Source organism: Lysinibacillus sp. NPDC086135 (genome assembly GCF_044746345.1).
GTDB lineage: Bacteria > Bacillota > Bacilli > Bacillales_A > Planococcaceae > Lysinibacillus.
In genome coordinates this window covers 152,366-175,100 of record NZ_JBIVCA010000005.1, presented here as the reverse complement: position 1 = coordinate 175,100, position 22,735 = coordinate 152,366, and the positions used below count along the sequence as shown (strand labels likewise).

24 protein-coding genes and 1 riboswitch are annotated in these 22,735 nt (G+C 34.2%); of the genes, 16 read left to right on the top strand and 8 right to left on the bottom strand.

Features of this window, described 5'->3' with window-relative positions; genetic code table 11:
* Positions 1 to 156 precede the first annotated feature (156 nt).
* The 6 genes from ACIPKN_RS09525 (at position 157) to ACIPKN_RS09500 (ending at position 7,002) form a co-directional block, all read left to right on the top strand.
* On the top strand, positions 157 to 1,470 hold the full coding sequence (locus ACIPKN_RS09525; RefSeq protein ID WP_400935450.1) for a radical SAM protein: 1,314 nt from the start codon (positions 157 to 159) through the stop codon (positions 1,468 to 1,470).
* Between the two features lie 38 nt (positions 1,471 to 1,508).
* Positions 1,509 to 1,661, top strand: a complete 153-nt coding sequence (locus tag ACIPKN_RS09520) for a hypothetical protein (RefSeq protein ID WP_307231185.1) — start codon at positions 1,509 to 1,511, stop codon at positions 1,659 to 1,661.
* Positions 1,662 to 2,071: 410 nt separating this feature from the next.
* Positions 2,072 to 3,295, top strand: coding sequence for an MFS transporter (locus ACIPKN_RS09515; RefSeq protein ID WP_400935447.1), 1,224 nt, complete (start codon positions 2,072 to 2,074; stop codon positions 3,293 to 3,295).
* A 70-nt stretch (positions 3,296 to 3,365) separates the two neighbouring features.
* Complete coding sequence (locus ACIPKN_RS09510; protein ID WP_400935445.1) at positions 3,366 to 4,700, top strand: hypothetical protein; 1,335 nt, start codon at positions 3,366 to 3,368, stop codon at positions 4,698 to 4,700.
* Positions 4,701 to 4,727: 27 nt separating this feature from the next.
* Positions 4,728 to 5,906, top strand: a complete 1,179-nt coding sequence (locus ACIPKN_RS09505; RefSeq protein WP_400935443.1) for an insulinase family protein — start codon at positions 4,728 to 4,730, stop codon at positions 5,904 to 5,906.
* Positions 5,893 to 7,002: a peptidase M16 family protein gene (locus tag ACIPKN_RS09500; RefSeq protein WP_400935441.1), complete on the top strand. Its 1,110-nt coding sequence runs from the start codon at positions 5,893 to 5,895 to the stop codon at positions 7,000 to 7,002. The genes ACIPKN_RS09505 and ACIPKN_RS09500 overlap by 14 nt, the downstream gene beginning before the upstream one ends.
* Positions 7,003 to 7,528: 526 nt before the next feature.
* On the opposite strand, the gene ACIPKN_RS09495 is transcribed toward ACIPKN_RS09500, so the two are convergent.
* Entirely contained in the window at positions 7,529 to 8,347 is an 819-nt protein-coding gene (locus tag ACIPKN_RS09495; protein WP_400935439.1) for an MBL fold metallo-hydrolase, read from the bottom strand.
* A 524-nt stretch (positions 8,348 to 8,871) separates the two neighbouring features.
* On the opposite strand from ACIPKN_RS09495, the gene ACIPKN_RS09490 reads away from it, so the two are divergent.
* Positions 8,872 to 9,048, top strand: coding sequence for a sporulation protein Cse60 (locus ACIPKN_RS09490; protein WP_132363113.1), 177 nt, complete (start codon positions 8,872 to 8,874; stop codon positions 9,046 to 9,048).
* 22 nt (positions 9,049 to 9,070) lie between these two features.
* Entirely contained in the window at positions 9,071 to 9,283 is a 213-nt protein-coding gene (locus ACIPKN_RS09485; RefSeq protein ID WP_142509780.1) for a hypothetical protein, read from the top strand.
* Between the two features lie 131 nt (positions 9,284 to 9,414).
* Here ACIPKN_RS09485 and ACIPKN_RS09480 read toward each other — a convergent pair whose 3' ends face one another.
* Positions 9,415 to 9,801, bottom strand: a complete 387-nt coding sequence (locus tag ACIPKN_RS09480) for an NUDIX hydrolase (RefSeq protein WP_400935436.1) — start codon at positions 9,799 to 9,801, stop codon at positions 9,415 to 9,417.
* 564 nt (positions 9,802 to 10,365) lie between these two features.
* Here ACIPKN_RS09480 and ACIPKN_RS09475 point away from each other — a divergent pair.
* Positions 10,366 to 11,229 carry an AraC family transcriptional regulator gene (locus ACIPKN_RS09475; protein WP_400935434.1) on the top strand — a complete coding sequence of 288 codons (864 nt, stop codon included), beginning with the start codon at positions 10,366 to 10,368 and terminating at the stop codon, positions 11,227 to 11,229.
* Positions 11,230 to 11,364: 135 nt separating this feature from the next.
* Positions 11,365 to 11,988, top strand: a complete 624-nt coding sequence (locus ACIPKN_RS09470; protein WP_400935432.1) for an HAD family hydrolase — start codon at positions 11,365 to 11,367, stop codon at positions 11,986 to 11,988.
* 164 nt (positions 11,989 to 12,152) lie between these two features.
* Here the strand turns inward: ACIPKN_RS09470 and ACIPKN_RS09465 are convergent, their stop codons facing one another.
* Both ACIPKN_RS09465 and ACIPKN_RS09460 read right to left on the bottom strand, forming a co-directional pair.
* Positions 12,153 to 12,677 (bottom strand): GNAT family N-acetyltransferase, encoded by a 525-nt coding sequence (locus ACIPKN_RS09465; protein ID WP_400935430.1) that lies wholly within the window; start codon positions 12,675 to 12,677, stop codon positions 12,153 to 12,155.
* A gap of 232 nt (positions 12,678 to 12,909) precedes the next feature.
* Positions 12,910 to 13,173 carry a Parvovirus coat protein VP1-like protein gene (locus ACIPKN_RS09460; RefSeq protein ID WP_400935428.1) on the bottom strand — a complete coding sequence of 88 codons (264 nt, stop codon included), beginning with the start codon at positions 13,171 to 13,173 and terminating at the stop codon, positions 12,910 to 12,912.
* Positions 13,174 to 13,391: 218 nt separating this feature from the next.
* Here ACIPKN_RS09460 and ACIPKN_RS09455 point away from each other — a divergent pair, with 218 nt between their 5' ends.
* From ACIPKN_RS09455 to ACIPKN_RS09445, 3 genes are all read left to right on the top strand, one after another.
* Positions 13,392 to 14,438, top strand: a complete 1,047-nt coding sequence (locus tag ACIPKN_RS09455) for a DUF418 domain-containing protein (protein WP_400935426.1) — start codon at positions 13,392 to 13,394, stop codon at positions 14,436 to 14,438.
* A 147-nt stretch (positions 14,439 to 14,585) separates the two neighbouring features.
* Positions 14,586 to 15,278: a hypothetical protein gene (locus ACIPKN_RS09450; RefSeq protein WP_400935424.1), complete on the top strand. Its 693-nt coding sequence runs from the start codon at positions 14,586 to 14,588 to the stop codon at positions 15,276 to 15,278.
* A gap of 14 nt (positions 15,279 to 15,292) precedes the next feature.
* A complete protein-coding gene (locus ACIPKN_RS09445) occupies positions 15,293 to 16,552 on the top strand; it encodes a glutathionylspermidine synthase family protein (RefSeq protein WP_400935422.1) in 1,260 nt (419 codons plus the stop codon).
* 45 nt (positions 16,553 to 16,597) lie between these two features.
* On the opposite strand, the gene ACIPKN_RS09440 is transcribed toward ACIPKN_RS09445, so the two are convergent.
* Positions 16,598 to 17,071, bottom strand: coding sequence for a YbaK/EbsC family protein (locus tag ACIPKN_RS09440; protein WP_400935420.1), 474 nt, complete (start codon positions 17,069 to 17,071; stop codon positions 16,598 to 16,600).
* 134 nt (positions 17,072 to 17,205) lie between these two features.
* Between ACIPKN_RS09440 and ACIPKN_RS09435 the strand changes: the two genes are divergently transcribed.
* From ACIPKN_RS09435 to ACIPKN_RS09425, 3 genes are all read left to right on the top strand, one after another.
* Entirely contained in the window at positions 17,206 to 18,351 is a 1,146-nt protein-coding gene (locus tag ACIPKN_RS09435) for a PstS family phosphate ABC transporter substrate-binding protein (RefSeq protein WP_400935534.1), read from the top strand.
* A gap of 31 nt (positions 18,352 to 18,382) precedes the next feature.
* Positions 18,383 to 18,478: riboswitch (guanidine-I (ykkC/yxkD leader) on the top strand.
* Positions 18,479 to 18,657: 179 nt separating this feature from the next.
* Complete coding sequence (locus tag ACIPKN_RS09430; RefSeq protein ID WP_400935418.1) at positions 18,658 to 18,999, top strand: DMT family transporter; 342 nt, start codon at positions 18,658 to 18,660, stop codon at positions 18,997 to 18,999.
* Complete coding sequence (locus tag ACIPKN_RS09425) at positions 18,999 to 19,313, top strand: DMT family transporter (protein WP_400935416.1); 315 nt, start codon at positions 18,999 to 19,001, stop codon at positions 19,311 to 19,313. The genes ACIPKN_RS09430 and ACIPKN_RS09425 overlap by 1 nt, the downstream gene beginning before the upstream one ends.
* A 253-nt stretch (positions 19,314 to 19,566) precedes the next feature.
* On the opposite strand, the gene ACIPKN_RS09420 is transcribed toward ACIPKN_RS09425, so the two are convergent.
* The 3 genes from ACIPKN_RS09420 to ACIPKN_RS09410 form a co-directional block, all read right to left on the bottom strand.
* Positions 19,567 to 20,442: a glycine betaine ABC transporter substrate-binding protein gene (locus ACIPKN_RS09420; RefSeq protein ID WP_400935414.1), complete on the bottom strand. Its 876-nt coding sequence runs from the start codon at positions 20,440 to 20,442 to the stop codon at positions 19,567 to 19,569.
* 106 nt (positions 20,443 to 20,548) lie between these two features.
* The gene (locus tag ACIPKN_RS09415; RefSeq protein ID WP_142509758.1) at positions 20,549 to 21,403 is read right to left on the bottom strand and encodes an ABC transporter permease; all 855 of its coding nucleotides are present in this window, start codon (positions 21,401 to 21,403) and stop codon (positions 20,549 to 20,551) included.
* The gene (locus ACIPKN_RS09410; RefSeq protein ID WP_142509757.1) at positions 21,396 to 22,595 is read right to left on the bottom strand and encodes a quaternary amine ABC transporter ATP-binding protein; all 1,200 of its coding nucleotides are present in this window, start codon (positions 22,593 to 22,595) and stop codon (positions 21,396 to 21,398) included. The genes ACIPKN_RS09415 and ACIPKN_RS09410 overlap by 8 nt, the downstream gene beginning before the upstream one ends.
* Positions 22,596 to 22,735: the final 140 nt, after the last annotated feature.

Sequence of the window (22,735 nt, the reverse complement as noted above, 5' to 3'; positions counted from 1 at the left end):
AAATAAATAGTAAAATCAAGCGCCGTTTATAATATTCCTAATATTAATTACCTTCTATAAAATATGATAATTGACTTATCGCGATGTCGATGATATTTTTAAAGTGTCGAATTATACCGAATTATCGGAAAAATCGAGAGGTGTAGGTGATGAGCTATGTATTATAAAAAGAAAAGATTTGACTTTGATAAACCTTTGCAATTGCCCAAACCAATAAAACATAGGAAGGTAAAGGGGAAGAACTTATTTATTGCTATTAATGTACCTACTTGGATTGTCCTTTCAGATAAAGATTCGGACTTATTCAACTCACTTATCAATAATATAAGTATACGTGAAGCTGTAAGATCACACTCCTATAAATATAATCAACGAGAGATAGACTCTTTAGAACAAATGAAAAAAATGATTTCTTTGCTTTATACTAAAGACTTTTTTAATAAATCATATATTGCTAGTGACGATAACGTTAAACGCGTACGTAATATACAATTTCACTTGACTAACAGATGTAATTTACGTTGTATACATTGCTACATGGATAGTGGAGTTAAAGAATATGATGAAATAGATACAAAACAGTGGTTAGCTTTAATTGATGAGGCCTCAGAAAGGTATGGTGAATTTTTCCTTAGCATTACAGGTGGGGAGCCTCTTTTGTACAAAGGTCACTTAGAAATACTCCGCTATGCTAAGAGCAAGGGAGCAAAAACAGGAATGATCTCTAATGGTATAGCAATTACTGAACATAAAGTTCAAGAACTTAATACATGTTTAGATAATCTTCAAATCAGCTTAGATGGTGCGTCAGAAAAAGTTAATGATAAGATTAGAGGTAAAGGGGTATTTAATAGGGTAACAAAGTCATTAAAGTTATTAGAAAATTCAGATATCAGAGTAGGGTTAAACATTACAGTGATGAAATCTAATGCACAAGATATTCAAGATAATCTCTACAATTACATTAATAATGAACTAGGTGGTATGAAGTTAGACCTAGATTTATCAAGCTTTGTTAGTGAGGGAAGAGGAGTAAACTTAACAGAAGAAATAAACCCTTCTGATTTTGCATCAACATTAAGTTATACAGCAGAACATTTTGTTGATAATGATGCTTGGATGCCTACACCGAGTTATCCAAGAAGAAATTGTGGTTACGGTAATACTATAGACATTTATCCAAATGGTGATGTTTCTCCCTGTCTTACACCAAGATTTATAAGAGGAAATTTTATAAAAGACGGTGTTAAAAGCTTATTTGATATTATAGACCATGAACATAATCAATCTATGGTAGATTTACTCCCCGAGTGTAAAACATGTGATTTAAGGTATGTTTGCGGTGGGAAGTGCCATTTAGGCACTCTGATTAAAGGTGAGGGGATTGGTCAAGTAGATTGTCCAGATCAATACAAAGAGAATATGTTTAACAATTTAGTACGTCAATTCGAGGCAACTACACGGTTATAATCTGAGGGGGAGGATTATAAAAAAAGGAGGAGTTATGCATGGAAGATATTAAATTTTTTGAATTAGAGATTCCTGAAGAAACAGAAGAGTGCCACCAACTAATTAATACTAAGTACAATGCTTTTGCTTACGTTTTATGGGCTCCACAATCAGATCCATTCTGTGCTGACAAGAGTGAATTAAAAGGTTAATTAAATAGCTAACTTTTAAAGGTGATCTTCCCTCTCATTTTATTATAAATTAGAACCAAAGAGCTACTGTGCTCTTTCGGTTCTTTTAGGGTAGATAAATGGATAAGAAATCTATAAATGTGCCAATGAATATATAGGAAAAACTAGAAACTGAAGCAAGAGATCTCATAGGGTTAAGTGTACCAAAGCAACAGGCATATGAATGGAGAAATTTTGTAAGAAATACTGGAGAACAGCCAAAAGTCCAATTCTACTAAGAACCCTTACAAACTCTTATTGGAGTCGCGGGGATTAAAAAGTCTATATGTAAAACATTCACAACTACGTCAGACATAAATGGAACCGTCGTATACCGAATGGTACGTACAGTGGTATGAAAGGTCGGGGTTAATCTACTCGATTGTTTGGAGGTGCAGGAAATATTTGAAAATTATCAAAAAGTTTTATCAAATTATAACTTTAGAAACGTATGGATTGCACAAATGGGTACAGGGTTAGGAGGAAGTCTGTATTTTATAGCTCTTTCTTGGATTATCTGGGATATTACCAATTCTACGGCACAGAGTGGTATATTTGCGATAATGTATGACATACCTCAATTATTACTTGGATTATGGATAGGTGTTATTATAAGTCGTTATAATCTTAAGAGATTACTAGTAATCTCGGATTCAATACGTGCCGGCTTGGTTTTAACCGTTATGACACTTTATTTGTTTGATTTATTGACAGTTAATATAATATTTTTATGCATATTCTTAGAAGGTATCCTAGTTGTTTTTAATAGACCAGCAACTAATGCCATAATTCCTCAAATTGTAAATGAAAATGAATTAGAAACAGCTAATGCCACCACTCAGATGTCTAATAGAATTGTAAATACTGCTGGCTATGGAATAGGTGGTTTATTAATAGCGGGTGTTGGAGCATTTTTTAATATACTTGTAAATGCTTTCTCTTTGCTTTTTAGTGCTTTTCTTATCAGTCGGTTAAAAAATATTAAAAATCCATTTGAAGGTAAAGATAAATCAAATATAAAAGATGATTTTAAAGAGGGTTTTCGCTATTTGAAGAAAACTCCAGCGTTAATTACTATTTTCAGTATTGGAATACTTATGAATGTTGGCGGTGCCCCTATTACTGTATTAGGCCCAGCATATGTGGAAAATATACTTGGTGCTGGTTCTGGTGGATATGGTTTAATTCAAGGTTCTTGGTTTGTAGGGATAGCATTGGGGGCTTTATACATAGGGAGCAAAAAAATCAATTCATTGTGGAAAATATTAGCTTTAGGATTTTTTACTCAGGGGATAGCACAAGTGTTTTTCGGATTAAGTTCTAGTATCTATTTATCGATGTTCTTTATTATCATACATGGAGTTGCGATGTCGATTGCTAATATTCCTTTATTTAGTTTTGTCCAAAGGACAGTTCCAAGTAAACAACTTCCCCATGTATTTAGTATCCTAGGAACTCTAGTATCTATGGTTAATCCTCTAGCATTTGGTGCTAGTGGAGTATTAGCCGAATTCATAGGGATTCGGCAAACATATATGATAGGTGGTATGTTACCTTTAATAGCCACTTTACTAATTGTATTACCTTCTTGGTTAAAAAATGCAAATCAGGAGTGAGATATGATATGAGTAAATTAACAATGTTTTCTACTGAATTACCAGAATTTGCTAAGAAATTACCATTGCAATGTTTAAGTCCTTTACTGGGCAAGGTGGCAGGGATGAATATAAAAATGTCTTAAATAAATATCATTATTTCTTTGACGAGGATTTTATAAATAAACTGAAAAATATAAGTTGGAAATATGATGATTCGTCAAGAGAAAATTTTTATATTAGAGGTTATCTTATTGGTCAATGGTATAGTTACCATACAAAAGATTTTCTCGATGACTTGACTTTATTAGAGATTCAACCTGCTATAAATAATAAAGGAAAACTAATATCGCTTAGAGAGGCACAAAAAACAAATCAAATCTCATTTAACAATGAATTAAACAGGGAAATTCATAAATACTTAGATGAGTATTATAACCCAAAAGCAACTGAATTTTATACCATTTTAAATACTCTTTCAATAAATTTAGGATTTAATGATTTTATTGAAGTTGCAGACAATTTACGAAGGTATAAAATAGATAACTTAATTAGTGAGTACGATAGGTTTCTAGAATATTCAGACAGCTTTTTTACAGAAGAGGTCTTAAAAAACTGTTCAAAGGGACATTTCAATCTAAATAGTATTGATAAATTAGATAGTTTCACTGTAGAGCGTACAGTTTCTGATATGAATTTCTTAATTGATAGAATGAAATGGTCTACTAAAGGAATTCAAGTTGCTTGGGTGAATTCTAGAAATAAAACAGGAAACTCTTTTTGTGTACCTTTAAAAATACCAGGTGAAGTAACATTGGTCTCTGATAATAAACAAGGGTTTCAAACTCAACGGCACTTATACCATGAATTTGGCCATGGATTTCATTTTAACAATGTAGATGAAGGACTTGTATATGCTTTTAGAAGAATGGGGGATCATGCAGTAGCTGAAGCGTTTAGTGCATTAAATGAAAGCTTGCTTTTTAATAAACATTGGCTTAAGTCAAGAGGATATAATTCTGATATCGCTAAAGAGGCATATAAGTATAGGGTATATCTCATTAGAAAGTATTGGGCTAAATTAAAAACTGAAGTAGAATTTCATCGTACACTTAAATTTGCAGATAATGGTTACTATACAAGAGCATTATTAGAAGATGATATGAGTCTTTATAATCTATTAACATTAGATGACGAAATTAGTGCAGCTTGGCAATTAAGAGGATGGTTATTACATGCTCAGTTAGAGGAATTAATAATTAGAAAATATGATGAAAATTGGTTTGAAAAAGAAGAGACAGGAAGTTATATTAAGCAATTGTTTGCTTATGGATATAAGTATAACGCAGATGAAATATCTGAACTTTTAGGTGGGGATTTGTTAAACAATAAAGCATTAATGCACCAGTTTAATCAGCATTCATAAAAAGACGCATAAAGGTGGAGATTTTGTATGGAAGGGGTATTTGTAAGAAGACATGATAATTTTTATACTAAGTACATTCAATCGTCTAATATAAACTCTATTACTAATTGCCGGATTATTCCTTTAACTGTGCATAACGCAACTTGCTTAAATATTTTCGATATGTATACAAAAATAACATTTGAAGAAAGAATGAGAGCTTCCAATATTGAATTTTATACACATATAATTAAAAAAGATCATGTATTAATTTACAATGTACATTTTCAATTTTTAAATTCAACTAGAAAGCTTTTTGAAGAAATAGTTAATTCAATATCGTATTTGAACGATTTAGAAAATGATTTAAACAATAAACTTTTTGAGATTGCAAAGAGACGTGCCTTAGAAAGAACTCAAAGAGCGAATCAAGATATAAAAAGTCAAGCAATAAAAAAATGCTATGCTGAAGCAGGAATAGATTTTATTAGTTTGTATGGGGAAATATCATTTTATAATCAAATAAAAATAGATTCATTTTTTAATTGGATTGGCTCAACAAAAAAAGAAGGAAGCTTGAAGAAATTAATTTTTTATATAGGTAGTAGGATATCAAGAGATAATGAACGTTTATTAAGTCGATTTGTATCGCAAAATCAAAACTTGATCGAAAAAAGAAACAAAAATATACTTCCTGCTAAAAATAAAAAAACCTCGTATAACATCAATCATAGCTACAGTATTTTTGTTAACTTATTAAGTGTCAACTCATTAAATATAACAGATAAAGATTTTTCTTTATTAAATCTTTATATAGGTGGTAATAGTACAAGTATATTATTTAAACAGTTAAGAGAACAACAGCAACTAGTCTATGATGTAAGTTCAGTAGGGAATGCTAACACAGGTGAAATTGTCATATTTAGTAAGGTCAAAAATGGATTGTTGAATCAAGTAATTGAAAAAGTGAACACTGAATTAGAAAAAATTAATAATGGGCTATGGGATAAGAATACAATAGATGCAGCAAAAAACTATTTTAAATTAAATAGTCTAATAATAAAAGATAGGCCTTTGGCTTTAACAAGAGCCTATATAAATTATCTAACCAACAATGACGGCAATATTATTCAAAAATCAAATGATGACTTTTCTACTAGATCTTCTTTTAAGGTTGAAAATAATGTTCAACTTTGTCTATATGGAGGATTACATGAGAAAGCTTGATAAATTATTAAACTTAAAAATAACCATTAATGGTAATAATAAAGTGAAGATTTTTGAAAATTGCGACCTTAATTCTCAATTCGTTAGTATTAGCTTACCCATTGGTGGTTTGTCTTTTATCAATCAAAGTGGAGAAAGAATCCCTTCAGGTGCTGCACATCTTATTGAACACCTTTTATTAGATGATATGAACAATCTATTTGAAAAATATATGATTAAGGGTGCAAAGGTTAACGGTTACACGCACCTAAATACAACAACTTTTAATATTATAATGAGTGATTTTAATACTGCTATAATTGATGAATTTTTAGATGACCTTTTTAACAAAAAAATAACTAATGAGAGTTTTAGTAAACAAAAGAAAATCGTGTTGAATGAGTTTCATACCACTAACACAGTACGAAGTAAGTATGAACGAGGATTAAGGAAACTATTAGGTCCAATATACCGTTATTTTACTGTTATAGGTAACGAAGATGATATACGGGATATAGAACTTTATGAATTATTATCATTTAAAGAAGAGTATTTCATTATAGAGAATATCGATTTTATTACGCATGGACCAGCAAGATCTTTTAGTGTTTTTAAGTGGGCAGAGAAATTAAATAAAAGAAAAGATAAGGGTTTATTCGTTCCTAAAGATATTTCTTTTATTGAGGATGATATCAGATTTATTTGGGAGGATAATACATTATTTTCTCTTATAGATAACGATACAATTGAGCAATTAATTAAAACTGAGATGATTATTAACATTATTGGAACTAATTTTCTTGAGGTAGGAATTATTTCCGATTATCAAATAGACATAATAGGTAGCAAATTACTATGTATACTTGATTTTAAAAAGCTATCTCAAAATGGATTAACTATCTCATATAAAAAGTTTGAGCAGATTAAGAAACGTATTGTTTACAGTTTTTTGATGTCGTTTAATTATACAGAAAGATTTGTGGATAGAGTACATTGGATATATCTCAATAATTATAATTTAAGTGAATACTATCAGGCATTAAACACTGTTTCTTACAATTCATTATTGGAGTACTTGAAAAATTTACAGAATATTGTTGAACAAGAGATGGGTTAACACAACGGAAGTATTATACTATCATTTTTTATGGGGTAATTTACATCTACAAGGGACATAATCATAACTAATAAAAACCAACACTTTAAATATAATGTTAGTTTTTATTAGTTAGGGTTACGAGAATAGAGTTTTTTATACTATTCATAAAAGCAGAAATTTAATTATGGATTAGAATTAAATTTCTGGCTATACCCAAATGTAGAATCCATTTTGATCAATCATTTTTCAAAATGGATTCATTTTAGGTTATTGTATTATATAGATTTTTGAGGTGTTTTTGATCAAACTTTATACTAAAGCACACCATTGTAAAATTAAATTCCCATCTTCAACTAGTAAATTATCCTTCACCTAAAAATTCCTCATACCTGCATCGTTATAAGAAAAAACACTTGATTATTAAAATCTGTAAAATAGGAATTTATGGTTAACACATCCGAAAGAACTTCTTAGGTATGTTTATTAGAAATATTATAAAAAAGAAGCTTTTGATCATCGCTCGAAACTTTCCTAACCAATGTATTTATAGCTCAATAATTTGTCCTGTTTTGAAAGATTGTAATTTTTCTTTTAAAACGGTTTTGAGAATGTTAAATCCTTTTGCTCCAGTACAATGGCAAGAATAAATACAGTCAATCTTCATTTCATTTAATGTATTACCAATTGCAATTACTTCTTCTTTTGTCTTTCCTAAAGTATTAACTATAGGGAGATCAATTAAATGAAATCCCCCAATAATTGCGTTGATATTCTTATTTGGAAATTTTTTAGTTATAGTTTCAGTGATGTTTACAATTCCATGGTGACTACAACCGCTAAATAATACTAACCCATTTTCGTTTTCGATTACTAACACAATTTCGTGATTAAAATCGTCTAATTCCTTCTTATTCCCTTTAAAAAGATTTTTCGTATATGCTTTCGTGGGCTTTAAATGAATAATATGAATTCCTTTTGTAAGTTCTATATCATCGTAAATAAACTTCAGACGATTTTCGGAATTTTCTATTGTATCCTTTGCTCCTACATTATGATAATAAGGTCCAATTTTTAACCAATGTGATTCTAATGCATTCGAAGACAAATAAATTGGAGCATGTTTATTTACTTCATCCAAATAACTTAATCCCCCAATATGATCAGAGTGCCCATGCGAAATAATTATTGAATGGGCTTTATTTAAATCGATACCTAAAGCTTGTGCATTTTTTATATGGGAGCGATCCGGGCCTAAATCAAAAATTATTCTCATTTGTTCAGTTTCTATATACAATGATAAACCATGCTTAGCTGTTAATTTTTTATCTAATTTCGAATTTTCGAGGATAGCAGTAATTTTCAAAAGAATCCTTCTTTCTAATTAAGATTTGTAATTAAATACTAGATAATTTGATATTGTAGTAGTGTATTAAACTTTAATTTTGTATTTAAGTGGAATATGTTTTATGCCTCTTGATAATATTTTACCATGTAAATGGTTTGTTACCTATTCTTGGTGAAAGTGAAAAATTTGGATGACAATTGTTAAAATCCATGACGAGAATAGCGATAGAGGATCGAAGGCTAAAAGGATCACGTCCGTGATAACACCTTTGTGACCAATCTCGGTGATGTTGTTAACGCTTCTTTTTCGCACAATCAAAACATGTTGCTGACGTTTTGCTTTTGGGCAAAAAACATCTGTTGACCCGATGTTCCAGAAAGGCGGAACGGAATTCAACCACATGTTATGGTGTTGAGCTTATTTTTATGGACGATATGAACTACTTTAATTTAACGAGAGCTAAGGTGCTTTACTGCGGAAATATTTTTATTGTGACAAATACTTCCTTTTAATCTATGATTAGAAGAAAAGGGTGAAAATGTATGACGCAAGCGACTCAAGTAGTTACGATCCAAAATAATGATATTGTACAATTTGAACATGATATTAATAACGCTCTATTTGATTTAAGCGAGTATTTAATAGTTGATATTAAATACAATACGTTATATATAGGGGAACATACAGTTATACATTCAGCTTTAATTATTTATAAATGATTGATCCAGAGGGGGAAATAACTTGTCAAAAATATATTGGGTATCAATTGCTACAAGAACAGGTGATGAATCTGGAGTGGAGAAAAATGTCATTGAAAAAATATTTGCGAAGAAATCTAAACTCAAGCATTTTTTAGAACAAGAAGGCTATTGTAAGGCAGCGAAAAATCAATATATTAAAATTGATGATGAATTGATATATGAAGCGGCCGTTGAAAAAGTAAAAATGAAATAATCATAATAAAAGAGTTATCCGTGGGTGAAAGGGAAATACCCGCGGTTGTGGATATGCGAGAGATAATGCCAGGTAATAAGCTTCCGATAGGGTCTTCCTACCGCCATCTATCCTAAGTCATGATGATTCTATTATTGAAACAATGATAATAGAAATTGTCTATCTTCAGGGAAGGTTAATGTTAAATCTAGTAATTCATCTTTTGATTTCCACGCAATTTCATAAATCAATTCGTCGGGATCATGTAGCGTCATTTGTCCACCCTTAACGATTGTTTCGAAATAGCGAACTTCTACTACATCATTATTTTTATGTAACACTTCTCTGACGATGTCTACTATAAATCCGGTTTCTTCATACACTTCGCGGATACAACATGCCTCAAAATTTTCAGTAGCTTCTATTCCGCCTGATGGTACTGCCCATGTTTTTGCTTCTTCTTTAGTTCCTTGCAAAACCATTAATAATTCATTGTCTTCATTTAAGCAAATTCCTGCAGCACCTTGCCATTTAACCAATATAAAAACCTCCAATCTAACTTTTTATTTATATAATCTTAACCTATAATATCCAAAAGTGGGTACCCTATTAGTTAATTATTTACATATAGGTCGATTCCCGTCGTTTCGATGATTCCATCCGTCGCTCTGGCGATTTTTAGCGGCGGAATAACAGGATTTAGCGGCGTTCCTCCCTTGGTTAGCGGCGCAACTGACACATTTAGTGGCGAAATCAAACACATAAGCTGGACGATTTGACAAAAATAAAGTCAGGATTAAAAAACTTTTTATAGAATTTTACACAATATTAAGGACTTGACTATTCTTTCTGTTACTTCAATGGGTTCTTCCGTCGTTGGCGATTCTTTAGCGGCTCATTGGACGCTCCTAGGAAGCTTTGCTCTGTGCGAAAGCGAAGCGACAGCAACAACAAAGCGCCCAGTCGAAACGGCAATCAACCTGACGTTATGGTGATAAGCAAATAAAAAATAAAGCTTTCATTTTTACCTGTCCAAAGTTAGCATAAAAAGACAGGAATAACTAATTTTGATGTTTTAAGCTATAACCAAGGAGTGAGAGCAATTGAGTTGGATTGAGTCGATTCAAAAAGCAATAAATTATATCGAAGAGCATTTATTAGATGACATCACAATGGAGCAAATTGCACGAGAGGTAAATTCTTCGGTCTTTCATTTTCAACGGACTTTCTCGATTTTAACGGATATGTCTATTGCAGATTATATAAGACGTAGAAGGCTAACATTAGCTGCACAGGAGTTAATAAATACAGAACAAAAAGTAATCGATCTCGCCTACAAATATGGCTATGACTCTCCTGAAGCTTTCGCCAAGGCATTTCGTAAGCAACATAACCTAACGCCTAGTGAAGCAAGAAAGAAGCAAGGACAGCTACAATCATACAATCGCCTGGTCATTCAGGTAAGACTGAAGGGAGCAGAACCAATGAAGTATAAAATCGTAGAAAAAGAAAAGTTTCAAGTGGTAGGGGTAAAAAGAACATATAATAGTCAAAATGGTGAGAACTTACAGGGCATTCCTCAATTTTGGAATGAGATGAATTCGAAAAACTTCGATCATCAACTTATCCAATTAAATAACGGAAGCATCAGAGGGGTGCTAGGTGTTTGTTTACCAAATTCAGACCAAGGGCAAAATGGTTTCATTGATTACTGGATTGCTACGGATCATGTAGGGGAAGTGGGAGAAAATCTATTAGCGATGGAAGTACCTGCATCGAAGTGGGTAGTCTTTGAGGTGCATGGCCCTATGCCAGATGCTATGCAAAATACATGGAAACAAATATATTCAGAGTGGTTCCCATCCAATCCATATAAACCAGCAGGAACGGCTGAACTTGAAGTTTACCCTGATGAAGATGCATATAGCCCTGATTCATACTCTGAAATTTGGATTCCGATTCAATAATGATAAAATGGATTTGGTAAACGATTAGTTTGCCAAATCCATTTGTAGTGAGGATGTTCACTATAAACACCTTAAGAGAAACTTTCGCTTTTTGAACATCCATATTTTGTATAATGTTAATGAAGGAGGATGCATATGGACATAGATAGCATTATTTTCGATTTAGACGGGACACTTTGGGATTCAAGTAATACAGTAGCGCAATCATGGACGCAGGTAGTTCAGAGGTCTCCTTACGGTAAAGGAAAAATAACCGAAGAAAATTTATCTAAAACGATGGGTTTACAAATTCAAGAAATAGCTGCTATATTATTTGATTATCTTGATGAAGAAAAGCAGATGGAGCTTATATTAGCATGCTGCCAACAAGAGCAAGATGATTTATTACGCAATGGCGGTATTTTATATCCGCAGTTAGAAGAAACTTTACTAGCTCTTTCAAAAAAATTCCCCTTATTCATTGTAAGCAATTGTCAAGAAGGCTACATAGAAACATTTTATGCATTTCATAAACTAGAGAAATATTTTCTTGACTTTGAAAATCCGGGGCGTACAGGCTTGTCAAAAGGAGAAAATATTCAATTAATTATGAAAAGAAACCACATAAAAAAAGCTGTATATGTGGGAGATACGCAGGGAGATATGCTTTCTGCAAAGTTTGCAGGGATTCCTTTTGTTTTTGCTTCATATGGTTTTGGTAAGCCAGAGGAATATGACTATATCATCGAAAAGCCAATAGATTTATTAAATATATTTTAAACAGAGTGTAGAGTCTGTCTTTTCTGACGGTCTCTATACTCTGTGTTGGCTAAGAAGTACAAAACAAACCTCTGGGAAAGCTGAGTAGGAATTGAACTCGGACAAAAATCCATGTAACCTTGATTTTTATTTTGAAATTTGCATTCCGATTCAGTAATAGAAATTTATTTTAATAAAGAATAAACATTAATGTCATAAAAAGATTCTTTTGATTCTTCTTTTTCCTGAAATGTTCCTTCAAAAGTAAAATTCAATTTCTCTACTACCTTTATAGAATTTACATTACCAGGCTCAATTTTTGCTTCAATTCTATTTATGTTTAAAGTGGTGAAAGCATAATCAATTAAAGCCGAAATACTTTCTGGCGCATAGCCTTTTCCCCAATAAGCTTTAGCAAGATCATATCCGATTTCTGCTGAGGCGTTAACTTCGTCAAATGCATTGAATCCACAAGAGCCGATTATCTCATTTGATTCCTTCTCGATAATAGTAAAGCGAATAGCTTTGCGCTCCTCAGCTAATTCATCAAAAAGCTTAATCATGTCATTCACTTGTTCTTCATGCGTAAAATTAGTGATATTCATAAACTTTGTAACTTCCGGGTCTGACCAAATTTCAAATAAACGATGAGTATCAGCCATTTTCATTTTTCTTAAATATAATCTTTTTGTGTAAATTTGTTCTATCAATACTTTTACCTCCAAGTTATTAATTAAGTTTGGATGAAAAATATTGCTATCTGTGCATAATTCAGTCCCTTCAAATTTTATGTACCCATTATACAATATTTAAATATTAAACAATAACCCCAATAATTCCCTCAAACGATATTTATATATAAAGATATGCAGTTTATACAAAATCTTAATTCATAAAAAATGCTCACGGTGGAAAAATAACATCGTGAGCATTTTTTATGAATTAAAAGAATCTATTACGCATTCCAAAGATATTGTAAAACAATTTAGCATCTCTTGCCATTTTAGTATTGGCGTTCATTTGTGGTCGTAAGCAATTTTGGAACATTTCATCGCAATATCTTGATCTACCATATCGAGCATAACATTCGTCATGTAATTTGCAGCATGAATCTACGGCATTGATAGGTCTACCTGGTCCTAAACACCCTGGTCCACAGTATTTATAACCCGGGTAGCAAAAACCAAATCTGCGGTATCTGTACATCATCTATTCTCCTTTATTAAAAAAATAATGATTACTATAAAATATGAAATTTTTGCTTGTAGGAGGGGATTAAAAACTAATGTAAGTGAAAAAAGCATTAACTGATGAGACAAATCTATAAATGTAAGGTTCCTGTAAGCTTTTCAAAAAACTACTGTAAGGATGAAAGGTTATGATAGCCATAGTTCGTAAAGTATGAAAGATAAGGAGTTTTAAGAATGAATTCATCCATTACTCAAAAAGAAAGAATCGTTTCCTTAGATATTATTCGAGGGCTAGCGTTATTTGGCATTCTGTTTATAAATGTAGCGGCCTACCAGATGATAGTAGAGGGAGGACCGATGCCTGACTATAGTGGAATTAACGGCATTATTGATACGCTCATTGATATTTTTATTGAGAAGAAATTCTTTTCCATTTTTTCATTTCTCTTTGGTGTAGGTTTTTACATTTTTGCTTCACGTGCAGAAGCGCGTGGCGATAAGCCAAGATGGCGTTTTGCAAGACGTTTACTAGCTTTATTATTAATTGGTATTGTCCATGTGTTTATTTTTTGGGGTTCAATCCTCGCTATCTATGCAGTAATAGGTTTTTTATTAATTCCTTTCTATAATGCAAAGGTTTCAACAATTGGTAAATGGCTATTTGCTATCATTACCGTTCATGTCCTTAGCATTCTTGGACAACTATTTATGCCAAATCAAGGAGCATTATCGACTGTTTTTGGGATATTAGGAAATGATGCCGTTACTATTTTTATCATGTTTTTAACTGGTTTTTTAGCAGCAAAAGCTGATTGGATTAGTCATATTAGTGAATACTCAAAACAAATAAAGTGGCTACAATTTGTGACATTCCCACTCTTTGTTGGTATCTCTCTTTGGATTTGGTTTGCTGCTCAAGGGGAAGATCCACATCTACAATTGATTATTGGTTTAGGGGTAATTCCGACAACGTATTTTTATTTAACTTGTCTATTTATTATGTTGGAGAATAAAAGCATCGCGAAGTTACTTAAGCCAATTGGGCGAGTTGGTCAGATGGCATTTACAAACTATTTAGCTCAAAGTTTTATTGGTCTAGCTATTATGTCATTAATGGGGCTTGAAGTTGTTTCGCCTTCTGATGTAGTAATCATCGCAATCTTAATTTTTATCATTCAAATTCTCTTTAGTGTCATTTGGTTCAAATTCTTTAAAATGGGGCCATTTGAGAAGGTATGGCGCTTTATGACATATGGAAGAAAAACAGTGCCGAATAAGTAAACGATTTGTACGAAACTCCCTTGCGGTAAATGATTCCAATCCGCCAGGGAGTTTTTAGTGCTATGATAATGTATGAATTTGTAAAAAATGAAACCTAAAGAAGTAGACATCCGTAAAATAAGTATCGACATAAAGGAGAAATAGGATATGGCAAAACAAATGAAAAAATACATAACAGTCACAACAGCGTCATTTATGGCTATGCAATTAGCCGCGTGCGGGAATACAGAAACTCAGACTGTTAAAGAGACTACTGCCACTATAGATAATACAACGGAAGAAAATAATACTTCAACAGCAGGGAATGGTTTACAAAGTGTCTATGACAGTGACATGGCAAATTCATGTAAGAAATGGAAAGAAAATGATGATGGTTCGTTCGAATGTTTAGATGAAAATTCGCCGCATTATGCACATCATTTCTTCAATGGACTTATGTATGCAACTACCGGTGCGATGATAGGGAGTGCTATTTATAAAAGTCGCAATTTAAGAAATGGTACAGACAGAGAGGACAAAGGTGGTGGTTCAGCAGTACCACGAACGAATTATAGCAATACGAGCGACAGTAAAAATGCGAATTCTAATGGAATTACGACGAATGGCTCTCAAAATCCGTCTGGTACAACATCTAGTAGCTCAAATAACTCAACAACAAATAGCTCAAATTCAAATACAAGCGGTTCCAAGTCTTATTCGAGTGGCAAGCGTTCATACTCAAATAGTTCAAGTTCATCAACGAATAGTTCTAATTCTTATTCAAATCACTCATCATCTAGCACAGGGAAATCAGGCTTTGGCTCAGGTGGTGCCTCTCGAGGTGGCTCTTCATCTTCTTAAAAGGAGAAATCAATATGGACAAATATTTTCAACAACGCCAAGCATTTTATTCTCAATTTCCTAATTTCTTTCCTGACTTTGAGGATCTTGAGTATGCCTTGTACGATGTACTAGATTTACCCAAAGAGAAAATCGATGAAATTAACTATGCCTCTACTATACTTTGGAAAATATTTTTAAAGGTTGGGAAACAATTTAAGCATTTATCGGATGAGCAACTTTTAGCACTAGGCATTCGTTCTGAAATGCTACCATATATTCCATTAGATTATTTACAGCAACAATCGATACTGGCTCGCTTCGATTTTATTTGTACAGAGGACGGACAAATAAAATGTCTTGAATTAAATGGTGAAACGCCATTTCTTGTCCAAGAAACCTTTGAGATCAATGAAGCGCTTTGTCAGCATTTAGGATTTGATAGTCCGAATGATGTTTCAGCATTACATAAATCCTTGTCTGGTGCACTCTTTACGGCTATGCATTATTTAAATGATGTGAAAAAACCTAAAATCGTCATTACAGGGAAAACGGCCGCGGAAGATTATGAGGAATATTGTCAGGTACAGTTTTTAAAGAAATGTATACCTTTTGATGTGGAGTATGTTCCTATTCAAGAGCTAATCATTTTTTCTAGTAACACTGCTAATATAGCTCGAGGCCTTTATACACCTGCCATGGAGAAAATTGATATTTTATATCGTCCTGCACACCCAGTAGAGTTTTTAATAGATGATATGTCTTCCGATGGTGATCGTATTGGCCTACATTTACTGGAACTCGTAAAAGATGGACAGCTTGCTATTATCAATGCACCTGCTGCATATGTACTGCAATCGAAAATTTTATTATGGTTAATTTGGGAACGTAAAAATGATCCGCTTCTTTTTAATGCAGAAGAACGAGCTGCTATTCAGAAATATATGTTGCCAACGTACCTTTCGGCAGAACTATTCGTACAGGAAAACTTGCCGTTTGTAAAGAAACCTGTCTATTCTCGGGAAGGGAATACTGTAGAAATCTATGCAGGGGATGGTACGAAAACAAATGCTTCTGCGTATACCCATTATGATGATAATTTGTTTATTTATCAGCAGTATGTGGAAATGCCTTCTATAACGATAAACCTAAAGGATGGATTACAAACAAAGAAATGGTTAATCGGCTCATTTATCGCTGATAATCGTGCATGTGGCTTATCTTGTAGAGTAGGTAATCAAATTACAGAATGGGATTCTCACTGGTTAGCTGTTGGATATAAGAAAGAAATTTAAATAAAAAACGACGAGACTTTTAATAAAGTTTTGCCGTTTTTTATGTTACTCGTTCCAGCCTTTACAGACGTTAATCCATTCTTGATATGGTGTATAGATTTCTAATTCAGAAATAGTAAGCTCAATGGCGGAGCTGCTACTACCACATGCAGGGAATACCGTTGTGAAGCGTTTAAGTGATTCATCTAAATAAATAGCAACGCCCTCATTCACGCCGAAAGGACAAACACCCCCTACATCGTGTCCGATCTTTTCAAGAACTTCATCTTTCCCAAGCATCTTTGCTTTTGTACCAAAGGCCGCTTTAAATTTTGCATTGTCGACTTTGGCATCGCCTGCAGCAACAATTAGTATCGCGCCATCGTTCACGAGAAACGATAAGGATTTCGCAATGCGTTCAGGCTCGCAGCCGAGTGCCTGTGCTGCTAGTTCAACGGTCGCCGAACTTTCGTTTAGCTCCTGTATTTTGTGTTGCACATTCCATTGTGCTAAATGTTCACGTACTTTTTCAATTGCCATATGTAATACCTCCCTACAATACTTCATTTTATTTTAACATAATTTTCAGAATATATAGTTGTGTTACTTTTCGAAAATAACCTATTATATAAATATGGTATAAAATCACTCTTTTGGAGGTGGAGCCGTTGATTATGAAAGTGCTACAGTCTCTTTTTGTACTAATAGGATTATTATTTTTCACAGGAGTAGTTGCGTTGTATTTAATTATAAGTGGTGGGCTACATTTTAGTGGACTACTCTTAACCGTTCCGATATGTTTATTTGTCCTATTTATTTGTTTAATTTTTGATTGGTTGACAACGACAAAACGGAAGATATGGTTAGCTGGACTAATGGGCATTGCGTTGTTGATTGCCTCGATTAAGCCTATTCAACATTACTACAAAATGAGTATTCCAACCGTTGATGCAGAAATTGATGTGTCTGCCTATCAACCATTTATAGAGCAAAATAATGTAGTAAAGTCAGATACAAAGGCTTCATTGCAATTAGTTGACTCACTACCTCGCTTAGATGGGGCAACGGCGATGTATCCACTGTATGCTGCCTTTGTAGAAGCGACCTATCCAAAGGGTTACTATCCATATGATAATAGTAGAGTAATGGTGAGTCGTACAGCTGAAGCTTATCAAAATTTGATTTCAGGAGATGTTGACCTGATTTTTGTAGCGGCGCCATCTGAATCACAAAGGAGGCAAGCTGAGATGGAAGGTCTTACATTTGACATGACCCCCATTGGACGAGAGGCATTTGTCTTTTTCGTCAATCATAAGAACAGCGTAGAAAATTTATCATTGGAGCAGTTAAAACAAATATACGCTGGGAAAATTACGAATTGGCATGAAGTCGGTGGTGAAAATGCTGCGATTCGTGCATTTCAGCGCCCAGCAGATAGCGGAAGCCAAACAGCGCTTGAAAGAATGATGGGAGATACACCAATCATGGAAGCACCTGCTGAAAATGTTGCAACAGGTATGGGTGGTATTATTCATGAGGTATCACAATATCGTAATTATAAAAATGCCATTGGCTACACGTTTAGATTTTACTCAACAGAAATGGTAAATAACCACGAAATTAAATTATTGTCCATTGATGTGATTGCGCCCACAAAGGAAAATATTCGTAAAGGCACATACCCACTCGTATCTGAATTTTATGCTGTAACAGCAGGAACAGATAATCCTAATGTAAAGAAGTTTATCGACTGGATTGTCTCAGACGAGGGGCAAGCACTAGTTGAAAAAGTTGGTTATGTACGAGTAGAAAATGATTGAATAGTTTGCTATACTAGTAGCACAATCAAATATGTTAGTTTTCTAGGGTTCCGTAGCAAAGCTAGTCTGGTCCGAGAGAAAACCACAAATTGATTTTGTGACACGGAAGGATAAAAGCCTGGGAGATACTGTTTACAGCAGTGTTCCTTGGGCTTTTTTTATTTGGCTACTGTTGAAGGGTAGTTGTAGAAAAAACGCAAGTCAGATTTCTGGTTGCCGAACTGCTCGGGTAGGTCAGAATACCGTCTTAAAGAACCCCAATAATAGTATCCATATGTGTTTAACTATAAAATGGAGGAATTCGTAATGAACAAACAATGGTTAAGTGTCGTAATTGCTGCTTTTTTTGAAGTCGGCTGGGTTATTGGCTTAAAGCATGCAGGGAATGCATTCGAATGGATTGGAACCGCGATTGCAATTTTTGTTAGCTTTTATTTACTAATTAAGGCTGGGGGAAGTTTGCCAGTAGGTACTGTTTATGCAGTATTCGTAGGCTTGGGGACAGCGGGTACTGTATGTGCTGATAGCTTACTGTTTGGAGAACCATGGAAATTAACTAAGATTTTATGTGTTGTCGTTTTACTTGCAGGTGTCATCGGCTTAAAGCTTGTGACAGGGGATGTTAAAGAAAAAGAGGTGAATGAATAATGGCATGGTTTGCATTAGTAGTCGCGGGGCTATGTGAGATGATGGGTGTTTATATGATTAGTAAATATAATAATGCTAAAAGTATTAAAAATTTACTGTTATTGATTTTTGCGTTTACCTTGAGCTTTGCTGGCCTTGCATATGCCATGGAAACATTACCGATGGGTACAGCCTATGCCATTTGGACTGGCATTGGAGCGGCTGGTGGTGCATTACTCGGTATGGTGTTGTTCAATGAATCTAAGGATTGGAGACGTATTGTTTGCATTACTCTTGTTTTAGGAGCTGCGATATTTTTGAAGTTATTATCCTAATTAATAACATAAATAGTCATCTGGCACGGTTTAATCGTTGCGAGGTGACTTTTTGTTTATGATGAGGAGTTCTTGCTTGAAAATTCGCAAAAGAACGTTAATTATTTGTAGTCTTTTATAAAAAAACCATTGCGGCGATGTTAGCGAGATGGAGCTGAATTTTAGTAGCCTTAAATGATGTTCTTCAAATAAGACGGGAAGAGCCTATAAAAAAGACAGACAACCACTCCGGTTGTCCGTCACTTTTTGAAAATTATTTTTTTACATCCTTCGTCCATTCAGCAACTTTGTCTGCGTTAGCTTCCACCCAATCTTTAGCAGCTTGTTTTGGGTCTTTGCCATCCATAATTTCTAGCATAACGCTCTCTAAGTCTTCTGATGTCCAGTGGAAGTTATCTAGTACAGAATAGACATCTGGTTGATCTTCTTTTAAACCTTTACGAGCGAATGTGTTAATCGTTTCTTCGCCACCATAAACGCCTTTTGGATCATCTAAATATTTAAGATCATATTTAGCGAATTTCCAGTGAGGAGACCAGCCTGTCACGATAATGTCTTCTTTATTTTTAATTGCTTTAGCAAGAGAAGTGGTCATAGCTCCAGATGAAGAAGTTAATAGCTGCCAACCTGCTAGGTTATCATATTCATCTAAGGCCTTTTCAGTAGCAGCTGTAATCCCAGCACCAGGTTCAATACCCGTAATTGTTTTATCTGCTTGGTTTTTTAAATCCTCAATCGAGTTAACGTCCATATAGCTTGGTACTACTAGACCTATTTTGGCACCAGTAAGGTTTTCACCTAGTTCATCAAGGTCGTTCTTATATTTTTCGTACTGTGGGGCATGAGTATTTGGTAACCATGCAGCGACCATGCCATCTGCTTCACCTTTTGAAACAGCCTCCCACATAATTGCATTATCAAGTGGTGTTAATGATACATTATAGCCTAAATCCTCTAGTACCTGACCAACTACATTAGTTGAAGCAATTTCTGTATCCCATTCAACGTAGGCTAGATTGACGTCCTTTGAGTTACCACTACTCTTACTTGAATCATCACTATTACATGCGGCTAGCAAAAAGCCAAGCCCTAAAGCCATTCCTAATTTAGTTAATGTTTTCAGTTTCATCGAATCTTCCTTTCAACTATTAATAGTTTTGTAGCAAACTACAAATCGTAAATCTCAGCGGTGAAAGTAAAGAACTAAGATTTTCGTCAATAAATTGCCTCTTTTTCTATACGACTTTCTTCTTATTAAAACTTTGCGTTAGGCGGTCTATAACAATGGCGAAAATTACAAGACCTAAACCTGCAACAAAGCCATTACCAACCTGTGTACGTTGTAGTGCAGTTAATACTTCACGTCCTAGACCAGGTGCACCGATCATTGAGGCAGTTACAACCATTGACAGTGATAGCATAACTGTTTGGTTAATCCCTGCCATTATAGTTGATTTGGCAAGAGGAATTTCTACTTTAAATAGTTTTTGCTTTGAGGTACTTCCATATGAATCAGCAGCTTCTACTAATTCTTTTGGTACTTGGCGAATTCCTAGGTTCGTCATACGTACAGTTGGTGGTAAGGCGAAAATAACGGATGCAAATACACCAGGGACTATCCCAATACCAAAGAAGGCAACGGCAGGAATCAAGTATACGAAGCCAGGCATTGTTTGCATGAAATCGAGTATCGGCTTAATCACATTTTCTGCTACAGTTGACTTCGACATTAGAATGCCAAGAGGAATACCTAATATGATTGAGATGATACTTGAAAAGAGCACGAGTGTGGTTGTTTCCATAAGATGCGTCCATAAGCCTTGATTATAAATAAATAACAAACCAATTAATGAAAACGTTGCGAGCCCGAATTTTTTACCGGTAACGAAAAAAGCAAAAATGACAACAAGTAAAATAAGAATAATCGGAGGAATGCTCACTAATAAATCAGTGACCTGATTCATGAGTAGTTTTCCATTTTTTTGAATCAAGTTAAAAAACACTGAAAAATTACTCGTCAACCAGTCCATAACTGATTCTACCCATGGTCCCACTGGTATTGCGGGAATATTGTCTAATAAATTATTCATGTGCATTCGCCTCCTCATCGCTAGTTGAAAGTGCTTCGATGACAACGCCCCGGATAAGAACACCAAGCAAGCGCTCATCTTTTACAACCGCAATAGGAGTAGGACTATTATGAATCAAACCTAATATATCTTGTAAAAGCATATCTGGTGGAACGGTTAACATATCTGATTGAACAATTGAATGTACCGTTTGTTCTTGTCTTTTAGCTGCAGCCCGTGCGTCGTCAGCAGTAATATAGCCTTTTAAATGTCGATTTTTGTCAACGGCCATTAATAAACTAACCGTTTCCTCACGCATTCTTTTAAGTGCTACGGTCGGTCCATCTACATCTACATTGACGGATACAGGTCGAACCATGGCATTTTCAGCAGTTAATACTTTAGAACGATCGACGTCTTCTACGAATGTTTTAACATAATCATTTGCAGGATTTGTTAAAATTTCTTCTCCAGTACCAATTTGGATGATTGAGCCATCTTTCATAATGGCGATACGATCACCAATACGTAATGCTTCATTCAAATCGTGGGTGATAAATAAAATTGTTTTTTTCAATGTGCTTTGTAAATCGAGTAGCTCATCTTGCATTTCTTTTCGAATTAATGGATCGAGTGCAGAAAAAGCCTCATCCATTAGTAATATTTCAGGGTCATTTGCAAGTGCCCGCGCTAATCCAACACGCTGTTGCATACCGCCTGATAATTGACTAGGATATTGGTCCTTATAAGCAAGTAAGCCTGCATTGTCGAGAGCTTGCTCTGCTTTTGCTTGCCGTTCTTCCTTTGAGATGCCTCTGATTTCAAGGCCGTATTCTGTGTTTTGAAGAAGTGTACGATGGGGGAATAAACCGAAGTTTTGAAAGACCATACTCATTTTGTTTCTTCTTACATTACGTAAACTCTCTTTGCCCATTTTAGAAATATTTTCTCCATCGATGTAAATATTTCCACTTGTAGGTTCTATGAGACGGTTTAAAAGTCGAATCAGTGTCGACTTACCACTTCCTGATAATCCCATGATAACGAAGATTTCACCTTCATTTACGGTAAAACTTGCATCGTATACACCGACTGTTGCACCTGTTTCTTTTAAGATATCAGTCTTGCTTTTTTGTTGCTTGACGAGTTCTAAGGCTTGGGGAATATGTTTCCCGAAAACTTTAGAAACATGTTCCACTTTTATTTTTTCCACTAGAACCACTCCTTTCGTAGATCAATTTCGCCTTGGCGTAATGGGTGTTACTTCACTACGCACATATAAATTGCCACTAGACGAGGCATTTTTAGGCTGAGTCCCTCTATTGCAGTAGGTGTTTGGACACTCACTAAATA